At 31.3% G+C, this 12,592-nt stretch carries 14 protein-coding genes; all 14 read right to left on the bottom strand.

The features are described from left to right. Positions 1-363: 363 nt before the first annotated feature. The gene (locus ACKGJY_RS15190; RefSeq protein ID WP_413974753.1) at positions 364-1,749 is read right to left on the bottom strand and encodes a Sau3AI family type II restriction endonuclease; all 1,386 of its coding nucleotides are present in this window, start codon (positions 1,747-1,749) and stop codon (positions 364-366) included. Next, complete coding sequence (locus ACKGJY_RS15185; protein ID WP_413974752.1) at positions 1,742-2,989, bottom strand: DNA cytosine methyltransferase; 1,248 nt, start codon at positions 2,987-2,989, stop codon at positions 1,742-1,744. The genes ACKGJY_RS15190 and ACKGJY_RS15185 overlap by 8 nt, the downstream gene beginning before the upstream one ends. Further along, entirely contained in the window at positions 2,979-3,287 is a 309-nt protein-coding gene (locus ACKGJY_RS15180; protein ID WP_158838332.1) for a helix-turn-helix domain-containing protein, read from the bottom strand. Before ACKGJY_RS15180 ends, ACKGJY_RS15185 begins: the two co-directional genes overlap by 11 nt. A 295-nt stretch (positions 3,288-3,582) precedes the next feature. Beyond that, entirely contained in the window at positions 3,583-4,323 is a 741-nt protein-coding gene (locus ACKGJY_RS15175; RefSeq protein WP_413974751.1) for a hypothetical protein, read from the bottom strand. 151 nt (positions 4,324-4,474) lie between these two features. Then, entirely contained in the window at positions 4,475-5,434 is a 960-nt protein-coding gene (locus tag ACKGJY_RS15170) for a transglutaminase domain-containing protein (protein ID WP_413974750.1), read from the bottom strand. Between the two features lie 220 nt (positions 5,435-5,654). Continuing rightward, entirely contained in the window at positions 5,655-6,449 is a 795-nt protein-coding gene (locus tag ACKGJY_RS15165) for a cation transporter (protein ID WP_413974749.1), read from the bottom strand. Positions 6,450-6,616: 167 nt separating this feature from the next. Beyond that, positions 6,617-7,054 (bottom strand): hypothetical protein, encoded by a 438-nt coding sequence (locus ACKGJY_RS15160; protein WP_413974748.1) that lies wholly within the window; start codon positions 7,052-7,054, stop codon positions 6,617-6,619. 302 nt (positions 7,055-7,356) lie between these two features. After that, positions 7,357-8,175 carry a hypothetical protein gene (locus ACKGJY_RS15155; protein ID WP_413974747.1) on the bottom strand — a complete coding sequence of 273 codons (819 nt, stop codon included), beginning with the start codon at positions 8,173-8,175 and terminating at the stop codon, positions 7,357-7,359. Continuing rightward, entirely contained in the window at positions 8,172-8,663 is a 492-nt protein-coding gene (locus ACKGJY_RS15150; protein WP_413974746.1) for a glycine-rich domain-containing protein, read from the bottom strand. The genes ACKGJY_RS15155 and ACKGJY_RS15150 overlap by 4 nt, the downstream gene beginning before the upstream one ends. An 896-nt stretch (positions 8,664-9,559) precedes the next feature. Continuing rightward, positions 9,560-9,859, bottom strand: coding sequence for a type II toxin-antitoxin system RelE/ParE family toxin (locus ACKGJY_RS15145; protein ID WP_413974745.1), 300 nt, complete (start codon positions 9,857-9,859; stop codon positions 9,560-9,562). Next, positions 9,852-10,100, bottom strand: a complete 249-nt coding sequence (locus ACKGJY_RS15140) for a type II toxin-antitoxin system ParD family antitoxin (RefSeq protein ID WP_143381536.1) — start codon at positions 10,098-10,100, stop codon at positions 9,852-9,854. The genes ACKGJY_RS15145 and ACKGJY_RS15140 overlap by 8 nt, the downstream gene beginning before the upstream one ends. 212 nt (positions 10,101-10,312) lie before the next feature. Further along, positions 10,313-11,008, bottom strand: a complete 696-nt coding sequence (locus ACKGJY_RS15135; RefSeq protein ID WP_413974744.1) for a hypothetical protein — start codon at positions 11,006-11,008, stop codon at positions 10,313-10,315. 278 nt (positions 11,009-11,286) lie between these two features. Further along, positions 11,287-11,535 carry a hypothetical protein gene (locus tag ACKGJY_RS15130; RefSeq protein ID WP_413974743.1) on the bottom strand — a complete coding sequence of 83 codons (249 nt, stop codon included), beginning with the start codon at positions 11,533-11,535 and terminating at the stop codon, positions 11,287-11,289. 305 nt (positions 11,536-11,840) lie between these two features. After that, the gene (locus ACKGJY_RS15125; RefSeq protein WP_413974742.1) at positions 11,841-12,251 is read right to left on the bottom strand and encodes a hypothetical protein; all 411 of its coding nucleotides are present in this window, start codon (positions 12,249-12,251) and stop codon (positions 11,841-11,843) included. Between the last annotated feature and the right edge of the window lie 341 nt (positions 12,252-12,592).

The raw sequence follows: 12,592 nt of genomic DNA, 5'->3' as shown, positions 1-12,592 counted from the left end.
AAAATAGTCTAATAACGTTCTTTCTTTTGCTACTTTTTTTTCTTTACAACTAATTGTAAATAGAACTAATAATAATGTAATAAAAGTTTTGTTCATTGGTTTGGTTAAATGCACTACAACGTTGTTGTATATGGTTTGTTGCGTATTTTAAGCACTAAATTTAGCAAATACAAAACCAACTAGAAAATCCTCGCGGATTTTCGTAAGTAAGCTTTTACTAGCAATAAATTATATACGGTGTTGTACACAGGCTTTTTCTTTCCGCAAACTTGCTAGCGTTGGCAAAGACATACTCTTTTGCAATTTTTGGCTTTTAGCGTTGGCTGTAGCGAATTGCAAATGTGTATGGCTTTTAGCGTTGGCTTATTTCAGATATATTTCGTCTTTTACATAACTTGCATTTAACCAAAAACAATGTTTTGTATATTCAGTCAGTCCAGTTAATTTGTCCGCAATTGGTAATTCATACGTATCTTCTTTATTTCTTGCGTGTGGTCTAACGTGACTTATTCTGTTTTCCGTTTTTTTTGGGAAAAATGTTTTTCTAACACCTTTTTCAGTTACTTCTTTTACTATTTCTCCTTTAGAAACTGTTTTAACCATTTCTTCCCAAACATTTTTTGCCTCAAGAATGTCTGAATATTGCATATTCCAAAATTTCACTTTTCTTAAAATTAAATTTTCTCCCTCAAATTGATAGAACACAAAGAAAAACTTACTTTCCAAAATGTTCTTAAAGCCTGAATCTTCCCAATCTGTTTCAATAAGTTCTTGATATTCAAATGTCGGAAATGAAATGTCTTCTTTTGGTAAATTGTTTTCTTTAAGTCGAATAGTTTTTACTTGAATATCTGCTTTTTCAAATTCCTCTATTTTTTGACCAAGTTTAAGTCCAAGAATTATATTTGTAAGATTTGCAAAATAACTTTTAGCTTTTTGATTTAAGTCTAAACCTAATTCTTGTTCAATTTGTTCTGCGGATTTTCCATAAAACGGATGAAACTTTAAAATTACTATTTCTTCTAAAGATTGAACTTTATCTAAAATCTCTGGACGTTCAATTATCTTACCATAAATGGCAGTTTCTTCTTGTGCAATATTTGCAATTATGTGATTTACATAGCCTTGTTTTAAAGAATACGCTCGTTGTTTTGCTTGTTCTTCATTAAATGGTTGGTCTCTGAATGATTTTAGAGCGGTTGAGCCTTTTGTACAAGCACCAAGATAAAACGTATCTCCTTCCGATAATTCGTGTGCTTTTCCGTCTTTTATTTTTTGATTGATAAATTCCCAATCTTGTTTAATGATTTTTAAATCTTCGTTTGGATATTTCCAATCGTCAACTAGTTTAATTATATAATCAAGTAAATTTAAATCTCTGTCGTGCAAATAGAAAACCAAAAGTAAGTGTGCATTTTTCTTCAAAAATGTACTCGTTTCAAAGTCCTCTTTGTGAACTTCTAAATAATTTATAATATTTAAAACAAGTCTTTCTTTAGAACGGAATTCTCCGTTTTTTAGAGTTTTTAAAGGACTTGACTTAAGTTCCATTCCAACTTCTGCAAAATCAGGTTCTGCATCTGAATTTGGCTCGTAACCAAAATAAAACTTCTCTAATATTTGACCAAAATTCCCTTTTCCTTTATAACCGTGTTTCTCAATTTCAACACCACAAGCTTGTCTTAAAGTTTGGTCTTTTAATAATTTAGCAAAATCAATAATTGAGTCTGCTGAATTTACATTATACATACTCAAATTGATTTATTTGTTTATAAAGTTCCTCTCCAATTTTTTCAATTACTCCAACAACTAAAGCATTTCCCATAAAAAATGCACGTTTTGTATCTGTAATTCCTTCAAGTTTGGTGTGGTTATCTGGAAACATATTTAACCTTTCCAATTCAATTGGTGTTAATCTTCGTAAACCTCGATCGGAAACAATTACGTGTTTAAATCTTGAAGCTGATTTCCCACCTTCGCCAGTTATAATAGTTCTTGATGCATTATCTAAAGCGTCTGGATAAATCATTCCGCCTTCTGAATATTTATAAACGAAACCATCTGGCGATTTTCTTTCTATTGTTTTAGCACCTTTCAAATATTCCCATTTGTCTTTGTCTTTTTCATCTATGAAAAATTCAGAAGTTACTTCTCCATTTTGTAAAATATCTCCTAAAACAGTTCTTTCTCCGTCATAATTTGGGACTGTTTTGGTTGTATAAACTTTACCTCTTATAAGTAAACCTGTATTTTGAAAAGGTGATAATTTTCCGTTTTTATTGAAGTCGTTTGTTATTTCGACTAAATCTCCTTTTAATTCAACTTCTTGAATTGAATCTGTTTTAGCAACAGGGAAAGCGTTTGCAATAGTTCCTTCTTCTGTTAACCAATTTATTTTTTTAGACTTTTGAAGTCTTTTGTAAATTTCTGTGGATTTGTGATAACCAATAAAGAAAACTCTTCTTCTTCTTTGTGGCATTCCATATTCTGCTGCATTTATTACTCGCCATTCTACAGCATAACCCAAGTCATTTAAACTTTGCAACATTACTGCAAAATCTCGTCCTCTTTGTTTTGCTGGCGATTTTAAAAGACGATCAACATTTTCTAAAAACAAGTATTTAGGTTTGTTTTTTTTCTTTTCTAAAATTTGATGAATTGACCACCAAAGAACACCTTTTTTACCTTTTAAACCTTTAGAATTTTGTAAAGTAGTTGCAACTGAATAATCTTGACAAGGAAATCCGCCAACTAACAAATCGTGATCTGGAATTTCCTCTACATTTCTCGTTACAACTTCATTTATATCTTCGTTTGAGTGATTTTCTTTTCCAAAACGTTCTTCATAAACTTTTGATGCGTGTTGCATTTTAGTTGATGGTTCCCATTGATTACTCCAAACAATTTCATAATTGCTTTTTTCAAGTCCAAGACGAAAACCTCCAACTCCTGCAAACAATTCAGCAACTTTCATTTTCTTATTTTCCATTTTCTTGAGTCTTATAATAGTTAATTTTTTCTTCTGCAACTTTCAGAATTTCAGAAGTCGATTCTGTGTATTTTAATTCTTCTGCAATTTTTTCTGAAAACCAATTTATGATAAGTTCACTTTCCGAAAGTTCATAAAATTTAGCAAGTCTTACGATTTGTTCCTTAGTCGGCTTTCTTTCGTTTTTCTCAAACTTGCTAATTAAAGATTGATCAATATCTACTTCAGCCGCAACTTTTCGTAGAATTAAATCTTTTTCCTCTCTTGCACATTTCAAAGTGTCTCCTAAAGTTTTCATTGGTCAAAATTATTTTAGACAAATATTGTCCAAATTTATAAAAATATTTTGGATTCTCAAGTTTTAATTCAGATTATTATATTCGTTCTGGTGTGTTGGGAAATTTTAGCTCTTTTGGTTTTTAGAGCGTTGGAATCGAGCGTTGGCAAAAACCAGAAGTGCTAAAATATGCGGCTGGTAGCTTGTGTACAACGGCTTCGGCTATGAGTAGTTGCGTGGGTTAGTGATTAACTTTGCAAGTACACACCAAACTGAAAATCCGCGAGGATTTTCAGAAGAAGGCGAGAACAAGCAATTACTTATAGCCATTGTTGCCAGTAGTTTTTTTGTTTATATAAATTCCGTTCAAATTACTCAGTTCAGATATTTTTATTATTTCTGTTGGATGAAAATAAGTAGTTACTCTTCTTATTCTTGGTAAATTGATTTCTGTACTATCCTCTGAATGCTTGTATGTTCCATTCATTGAAAGTGCTAAATCCTCAAAAATAAATTTAGTAATTGTGTCATTTTTGTTTTCAATTTGTAAATCTCCCAAATTCACAGTCATTGCAGTTTTGTAGGGTTTATCTTTTTTTACTTGAATGTTCGTGAAAATCATTTTTTCGTTCTCTATTTTCAATCCGTCAAAATATAGTTCTCTTAAATTTCCGCCAGAATTTCCATTATAGTTCAAAACTTTCAAAGTCAAATCGTATGCTTTCTGATAAGTTATTCTTGCGATTGTATCTTTTGGTCTGTGTCCTAATTCCAATCTTGTAACTTCGAGTGTGTCTTTTGATATCCATTTGATTAAATGACCATTAATTCTAATCCCACAATTTTCTTTAAATTCTGTTCCTGCTTTTTGCATTTGTAATCCACAAATATCACTACTAAATGCCATCATTCCTGTCCGACAATATTTATAGATTTCGTATTTACCATCTAATGACTTTTGCGATATAAATTCATAATACTCATAGTCAGTTTGTTTCGTGTCCGAAAGACAAGAGTTTAATATAATGGCTAAAAAAATGACTAAAGTTTGTTTCATTTCAAATTACTGGCAACGGTCTAGTGTATGATTTCGTTGCGTGTTTAAGCACTAAAGTTAGCAAATAAATCACAGATAGAAAGTCCGCGAGGACTTTCGTAAGTAGGCTATAACTAGCAATGAATTATACACATTGTTGCCACCAGTTATTTTATATTTTAAAGTTTATGACATCTTTGTGTTCAGTTTTAAAGTAACCGTCTTCATCATTTTCGAATTTCGCAATTTTAACTTTGAAATAAGCCGTTTTAGGAACTTGAGCTTTTCCAAATCGAAAATATGTTCTTCCATCTTGGTCGATTACTTCTATATCGTTTATTGGTTCAAAATTCAGATTGTCAGTACTTATTTTTAGACTTACTGACCATTCGTTATTCGGTAAATCCTCAAATGTGAAATAATAAAATTCTTTATCAGCCATTAGTTTAGGAACTTTAGTAAATCCAATCATAAACCATATTGGCTTTATAAATTGAGACTTATTAAATTCCTCGAGAGTCAGAGGTACTTTTAGAAGTTGCCATTTACTCTCTTCTGGATAGTGTGTGATTATCGAGAATTCTGGTTTTATATCAAAATAATATTCAGATGTTTCTTGGTCTTTTGAAGTTCCCCAAGTCGTGTCTACTAAAATCCATTTGTCATTTATTTTGATGGCGTTCCAAGCGTGTCTGAAATTATCGTCAGATTCCAGTTCCACATAATGATTTCTTAAATCTCGAATATGTCCTGATATCACGACAGTTTCTATATCAGCCCAATCCAAGAACCATCTATATAAATTTGCATATCCAGCACAGACTCCTTTTCTATTCTCATATACAACAGATTCATTTTGTAGTTCCCAAAATTTCTCATTACTTAATTCTCCGTTTATTGTCTTTGACAATGTTTCCTCGTCATATTCGATATTTGAACCAATCCAATAGTAAAAAAATTTGGCTAATTCTTCTTTGTCTTTTAGGTTTTCCTCTGCATAAGTTGTTAAATCCCACATATCAAGATTCAATTCATTCGTTTTTTCTACCAACGCCTTTATTGATTCCGTTTGAGAAATCACAGAATTAGCTGAAAACAATATGAAAAATGCAATGCAGAAAGTTCGTTTCATAATTGGTGGCAACGGCTCCGTATATGAAAAGTAGCGCTGAAAATAAGCGATAAATTTTCGGATGAACACAAGCCGAATTTTTAAATTTTACTATTTATCTTTTTATTGGAAATCGTCAAATTTAAAAATTTGGCGACTTTCCAAATATGCCCAAACCTTAGTGTTAGCAATGACTTGCGCTATTTTTTATATACAATGTTGTAAGTAGTGCTTTTTTCATTTACTTACTTAATTTCAAAATCCGAAATGCTCCTTGAATTACCAACACAAAAACTATTGTTCCGATAATCAAATCAGGTTTACTCGAACTTAACCAATTTACCAAAATTCCAGCAATTATTACTCCTAAATTGATAATCACGTCATTTGATGTAAAAATCATACTCGCTTTCATATGAGCCTCTTCTTTGCTTTTTGACTTTTGCAAAATGTAAAGACAAATTCCGTTTGCGATAAGTGCAAAAATCGAAACGATAATCATTGTCGAAAAATCGGGAAGTTTCTCGTCTCCAAAAAATCTTCTTAAAACTTCCACAAATCCAATAATCGCAAGTGTTATTTGAAAATATCCAGCAAGTTTTGCAATCCGCTTTTTCTTAACTATAGTTCCTCCAACCGCAAACAAACTAATTCCGTACACGAAACTGTCGGCAAGCATATCCAAACTGTCTGCAACAAGTCCCATTGATTTTGAGACAATTCCTGTTGTCATTTCGATAATGAAAAAAGCAAAATTGATTGCAAGTACAGACCAAAGTAGCTTTTTTTGGTTTGCGTTTTCTTTAAATTCCGTTTGGTCGGTTTGTTCCGTTGAGATTTTTTTTCCGCCTAAATTCAGTTCGATAACTGACTTTTCGATTTGGTCAATTTCTCCGCTGTGAAAAACAGTCAATTTTCGATTCGGAATATCAAAGTCCAGATTCGCAATACTTGAAATTCCGTCCAATTTCATTCGGATTAGATTTTCCTCTGAAGGACAGTCCATTTTGGTAATTTCAAATATCGTTTTATTCACTCGGTTTCTGGTTTTTCGGCATTACTTACAACGTTTATGTATAAGAATAGTTGCGGGTTTGTATGCGAGGATTTTCCGAAGGAAAATCAGACGTTACAAACACGCAACGACCTTTTGATTAAGCACTAAACCGCAATTATTTTTTATACGGTGTTGTACACCGTTTTTTATTCACATTCTTTTATTTTATTCCAATCAACAGTTACGGTTTTAGTTGTCGGATTAAATTCAAATTCCGTGATTTTTTCTTTACAATTTAGAGTCAGATATTCTTTTTCAAGTTTGTTGGTTGAAAAATATCCTAACAATTGTCCCCAACAATAAGTTGGCAGACAGTTTTCTTTTTCCGATTCCGAAAGTTGCTCAAATTCCGTTATTGAAATATCTTTAAAATACGGTATTTCAAATTTCCCAATATCTAATTTTCCATTACTGAATTCAATATTTTTCATTTCTATGGATAATCCAGCGTAAGAGATAATCAAACTGTTATTTTTAATGTCAGATTCTAAAGGCAAAACAAAGTTTCCGTCAAAGTCCGCCATTACTCCTTTGTCAGACTCTTTAAATTTAATTTCAGCTCCAGGCAATGATAATGAATCCATTAATATCGTTCCGCTAACTTGACTAAATACAATATTTGTCAAGGTGAAAAATAGAATTATCAATATGGATTTCAGTTTTCTCAATGGTTTTCGTAAATGGTGTACAACGGTTTTGTATATGGCTCGTAGCGTGTAAATTAGCGATTATTTTCGGATTAAGCACAAGCCATATTTTTAATTTCTATGTTTTAAATTCTTGTAAATATAATAAATTAAAAATGTGGCGAACTCGCAAATAAACCTTAACTTTGAATTTAGCAACTAACTAGCTATAAGCTATATACGTTGTTGGCACCAGTTTTTTATCCGCAACCACCACAACCTCCGCATCCGCCACAGCCACCACAACCTCCATCTGAACCACAACCGCTATCACCTGATGAATCATCAAATCCGTTAACAGATTCAATTATTGGCATAAAATCAGAATCATTAATAGCCATTAAATCGAATTGATTTTTGGTCGTATTATGGTAGTATAAATCTGAATAACCATAATCGACCCAAACAGAATCAGAGTTCTCTTTTCTGAAATTAGCTTTCTTTTTTTCTATCAATTCAAAAATTTCGGTTGGTATTTTGGGTATAAGAACAATATTCCCATTAAGAGAAAGTAGTGTTTCTTCTATACCTTTAACTTTTTTGGTCGTATTGGCTTTAATTCGTTTTAGTTCCCTTTTTATTTCTTTTTGGGCATTTATTCCGTTTTCTGAAATGACTTTTACTCCTAACAATCTTTGAAAAAAATTAGATTTAAAATATTGTTTCATTCGGTGGTCAGAATAAATATATTTCAATTTATAGTCTTCACTATTTTTAATCTTTTCGAATGCGGTTTTTAATAGATTTGAGAGTTTTACTTTTAGTTCATTATCTTTTGTGAATACAGACAGAAATATGGATTCGTGTTTTAATGGTTGATAGCTGTTAAATGCTTTCCCTAAACTAACTGTTGGGTTTTTCTTGTCCTTTTTTGACGCTTCTTCATTTGTTTCTATTTTGAGTACTTCTTTTAATATTAAGTCAAAGAAAGTAACTCTTGCAAGTTTGTCAACTTTTACTTGAGGGTTTTCAATAAGCAAGATTTCTGCTGGTGATAAATCAGTTAGTTCTTTAATCATACTTTTCTAATTTTTGGAACTATCCAATTTCTATGAAGGTTAACTCTCCTAAAGTTTAGTTCTCCAAATCTTACTTTTGAAGATGGCCATATATCTAATGGCGTATTTTTATTAAATGTTTTCAAATACAATTCTTTTGTTTTAGAATACCAATCTCCAAATTTATCTTTTTCACTTTTTCCGCCTTTAGTTGGTCCGTGATGGATTTCTCGACCTAAAATATTTTTACAAAAATCTGTCCAATACGAACGTGTATATAAAAGATGTAAATGCCAAACTTGGTCAACTTGGTCAGAAGGTGTTAACGGATGGTCAGAAATACAGATTAAAAAAATGAACTTTTTATATTCATTAATTACCCGAATTGCATATTCGTATTTCCAACCGTTTTCTCTACATAATCTGTCGGTAAAAGTGAATGTAGAATCAAAATCATCCAATTGGAATTCTTCTAATTTATCCCATAATGTTTTTTGTTCTACTGTCATTTTTCAAATTGGTGCCAACGGTCTAGTGTATGATTTCGTTGCGTGCTTAAGCCTTAAAGTTAGCAAATAATCACGAATAGAAAATTCCAGCGGAATTTTCGTAAGTAAGCCTTTACTAGCAATGAATTATACACATTGTTAGCAACTGGCTTTTATTCCATTTCATATCTCCAATATAAATTGCTATAAATAAGATATATTACTATTAACCTTTGCGTATCACTGTCAAATTCCACCTTATCAATTAATTCAGTCAATATTTCTTTATTCGCATAGGAATTCAATTGGACCTTGTCCTTTGTATCGAGAATGAATTGATAATGTATTTGGTTTTTAAATGAGCTCATTGTACAGACGTAGAATAATTCTTCGAAGAACAAAGGTGTCATCAAATTATTCTCAATGAAATAGTGACTTGAATTAAATTCCTCAAATTCTGTTTTAAGATATTCAGCTTGTTCAATGTCAGCGACTAAATTTAAATATCCATTTTTATTTATTTCCGTTAATTGTCCAGTTTTTTGCAAGTGATATTCGAACTTTTGAATTGAATCAAAAACACTCACCGAATTCGCAATATCAGATTCGGACGTTTCTAACGGATAAAGAATTCCTCTATCAAAGGTTTTGTCATTTATACATTTCCGATATTCAGATTCTGATTCATTCCGATTGTCATTGCAAGATGATAAGGTAAGAATGACTAATAAGTAGATTAATAATTTCAAATTCCAGCGTTGAGTTTTGAGCTTGTTGCTAACGGTTTTGTATAAGAATAGTTGCGGGTTTGCGTGCGAGGAATTTCCGAAGGAAATTCAGATGTAGCAAATATGCAACTACCTTTACTTAAGCACAAAATAGCAATTATTTTTATACGTTGTTGGGTGTAGTTTTTATTACTCGGTTATTCTCCTTTTCAAATCCATTCGTTCGTGTAAAATTCTCGTGATTTCGATTGGATTCACTTGCGATTTGCGATAGAATATTACGTGTCGATTTGCTTTTAGTCCGTAAAGGTCAGATTTAATTCCGTCATAATTTTTTCCAAGTTCTGGATTGTCAGCAATGTCTTGGCAAATATCTAGAAGCATATCGTAATATCTGTCAGCTTGATTTTCAGACCAATTTTCAACTGTATATTCCCAAATTCCATTTAAGTCAGCTACAGCCTTATTGGTCAATTCGTATTTAGCCATTTTGTCTGCGTTTAGCTTTTAATTCCTCAAGATTTTTTTTAGGGTCGAAATCGTGAGCAATTCCGCTATCTATTCCTTCTTGAATAGCATTTCTTAACGCAATAACTTTACTTTCTTCATTTTCCAATAATCGAAGTCCAGCTCTAATTACTTCACTTACGTTTTTGTAACGTCCAGCAGAAACCTGAGTTTGTACAAACTGGTCAAAATAATTTCCGAGCGATATTGATGTGTTTTTCATTCCGTTTTAATTTTAATCAAATATACCAATTTTTGGTAAAATAATCAAATTTGTAGATTTTCGCTCAAATTACACTCAACGGTCTAGTGTATGATTTCGTTGCGTGTTTAAGCACTAAATTTAGCAAATAAATCACAGATAGAAAGTCCGCGAGGACTTTCGTAAGTAGGCTCTAACTAGCAATGAATTATACACATTGTTGTACAACGTACTTACTTTTCCGTATCTATTAACCAAGGATAAGTAAATTTCGTTGCTTTTGTTAATTCCTTTTTTAATTTTTCTCGGTCTAATTCCAATTCAGAATATTTACGTCGTTCAAAGAGTAAGTTATAAGCTGATTGATGAAATCCGTATTTTTTTAATGTATAAAAATCCGATTTAGCTTTTTCTATGTTCAGATTGGCGTAATCAAATTCAATATTCAATAAGTCAATCAAAGTATCATTTGCAAATTGATTTTCGTAATTCAGTTGTTTTTTGTCTGATTTATAATAATTAAATTCTCGGATTATTTCATAAACGATTGAGTCGTTTTTCTCCGCTTTTCTGCGATTCCAGAATTCAGTATAATATTTAGTTTCGATTTCAGGCTTTTCGTAGGTCAGTTCTAAACTGTCCATTAAATTCTCGAAATTCTTTTTTATGTATATGTCTTGAATTAGGAATTCATCACTATTTTTTAAAATCAGTTTTTCAATTCTGTTGTAACCAAGCTTCTTAAATGATTCGTGGATTATTTTTAAATTTACAGGTTTCCTAATCCACGAGTTTTTTATCCAGTCTCCATTTCTCAAATCGAAAAATGAAGTTTGAGTTTCTACATAAAATTCCAGTTCAGATTTTTTGTCATTTTTACAAGACAGAAATAAGAAAATCAGAAGTGAAAATGTTAGCAGTTTGTTCATTTTAGATATGTTGTACAACGTTAATGTGTATGGAAAGTAAGGGTTAAGTATAAAACTTCCATTCAGATTAGCGAAAAACGAGCAAACAAAAATTAATTTTAACAAGACACCAAACCCTTATTTTTTATACACGGTGTTGCCAATCCGTTTTTTATTTTGTCAAACAGCTTAGTCGGAGTTGAACAAGAAAACACAAATTCTTTAATAAAGCATTTATTCAATTCTTCTATAATTCCGTTAGACGACAAATTTAAGGTTTTGAAAATTATCAAGTCAAATTACGATAATTTCTCAAATAAGAAATAAAGTCCATTCTTTTTCCAAACCATAACTTTTTTTGATATAGCAACTATCTCTACATATTCTTTATCATCTGAAAAATAAAAAGAATCGTTTTGTGTGTATGTTATTGAAAAAAATGATTGGTATGGATATATTTGTTGGTTTTTAGCAAAAGAATACGTTACGCCAGTTTGTAATTCTTTCCATTTTCCTTGAATTTGTTCTTTTATTGATTCTGTTGTCATATTTATTTCGGTTTGGTTGTCAGTCGCACGTAACAGTTGCGTTTGAGTAAGGTCAGTCGGTTTTATGTTAGTTAAATTCATAAATTTTATTTTGTCTCCATGGTGGGTTAAACGCCCTTATTCAGACCATTATTATAATAAAAAAAACCCAAAAGGTCATGAGTACACCCTTTCCGAATTGCTATCGCCTATATGGTTTATCCCTTTAATTATTCTAACTTTTGGTTTCCTTCATTCTGATAATAAATGGGAAAACAACTTTAAATCTTTATTTTTAGGGTTATTCTACGCTTGTATAATTATATTTATGTTGGAAACAACAGGTGTTTCAGAAAAGCTATTATCAATGCTCCAATAATTGCAATTAAAGCCTTGCCCCAATTATCTAATTTTTTAAACCAGAATATTATTTTTTGAAAGATTAAAAGCATTAATTCGTACTTACTTAATCTAATATTAATAGTGCTTATGTTACCTCCTTGGTTTTCGTATTCTAATTCATAATTGTATTTGTATTTTTCTTTAATTTTTTCTTGTGGTAATTTGTAATATTTAAGCTCTGCTTTATCCTTTGGTTGCATTAGCAAATAGCCTTCAGGTTGTGACAGAAAACTACCCTTTGGCTTATTTTCTAAATCGCACAGTATTTTACTAACCATTCCGTTATAAATGAAAATAGTGCAGTCATATCCTAAATAATCGGTTTTTAATTTCATTCTTTATTTTCTTTATTAGTCATTACCTTATTATCTAATATGTCTATAGCTTCCTTTTAAATGGTTGGCAACGTTTTAGTGTAAACAAAGTACGGGTTTGTGAGCAGCGATTTTCCGAAGGAAAATCGTAAGCAAGCAAACGAGTACTTTATCAATGTAAGCCACAAAAATAGTATTTTTTTTACACATTGTTGGTTTTAAGTAGTGCGCCTGTATTTAGTGCAATTACGGAATAGCGCAAAACAACCGCAAACCCCAAGGGCATAATGAGCAAAAAACACTGTTTTTAGTGCTAACCAGAGACTTGGCAAACTTTCCACCGACAATTGCTTGGAAAAGAG

Origin of the sequence: Hyunsoonleella sp. 2307UL5-6 (genome assembly GCF_047345485.1) — a bacterium.
In the GTDB taxonomy this organism is placed as follows: Bacteria; Bacteroidota; Bacteroidia; order Flavobacteriales; family Flavobacteriaceae; genus Jejuia.
The sequence above is the reverse complement of the archived record's forward strand: the minus strand, read 5'-3'. Positions and strand labels throughout refer to the sequence as shown.

Bases quoted from the DNA above. Each gene is read 5' to 3' on its own strand.
- ACKGJY_RS15190 (WP_413974753.1), bottom strand. From the start codon at position 1,749: ATGTATAATGTAAATTCAGCAGACTCAATTATTGATTTTGCTAAATTA.
- ACKGJY_RS15185 (WP_413974752.1), bottom strand. From the start codon at position 2,989: ATGGAAAATAAGAAAATGAAAGTTGCTGAATTGTTTGCAGGAGTTGGA.
- ACKGJY_RS15180 (WP_158838332.1), bottom strand. From the start codon at position 3,287: ATGAAAACTTTAGGAGACACTTTGAAATGTGCAAGAGAGGAAAAAGAT.
- ACKGJY_RS15175 (WP_413974751.1), bottom strand. From the start codon at position 4,323: ATGAAACAAACTTTAGTCATTTTTTTAGCCATTATATTAAACTCTTGT.
- ACKGJY_RS15170 (WP_413974750.1), bottom strand. From the start codon at position 5,434: ATGAAACGAACTTTCTGCATTGCATTTTTCATATTGTTTTCAGCTAAT.
- ACKGJY_RS15160 (WP_413974748.1), bottom strand. From the start codon at position 7,054: ATGGATTCATTATCATTGCCTGGAGCTGAAATTAAATTTAAAGAGTCT.
- ACKGJY_RS15155 (WP_413974747.1), bottom strand. From the start codon at position 8,175: ATGATTAAAGAACTAACTGATTTATCACCAGCAGAAATCTTGCTTATT.
- ACKGJY_RS15150 (WP_413974746.1), bottom strand. From the start codon at position 8,663: ATGACAGTAGAACAAAAAACATTATGGGATAAATTAGAAGAATTCCAA.
- ACKGJY_RS15145 (WP_413974745.1), bottom strand. From the start codon at position 9,859: ATGGCTAAATACGAATTGACCAATAAGGCTGTAGCTGACTTAAATGGA.
- ACKGJY_RS15140 (WP_143381536.1), bottom strand. From the start codon at position 10,100: ATGAAAAACACATCAATATCGCTCGGAAATTATTTTGACCAGTTTGTA.
- ACKGJY_RS15135 (WP_413974744.1), bottom strand. From the start codon at position 11,008: ATGAACAAACTGCTAACATTTTCACTTCTGATTTTCTTATTTCTGTCT.
- ACKGJY_RS15130 (WP_413974743.1), bottom strand. From the start codon at position 11,535: ATGACAACAGAATCAATAAAAGAACAAATTCAAGGAAAATGGAAAGAA.
- ACKGJY_RS15125 (WP_413974742.1), bottom strand. From the start codon at position 12,251: ATGAAATTAAAAACCGATTATTTAGGATATGACTGCACTATTTTCATT.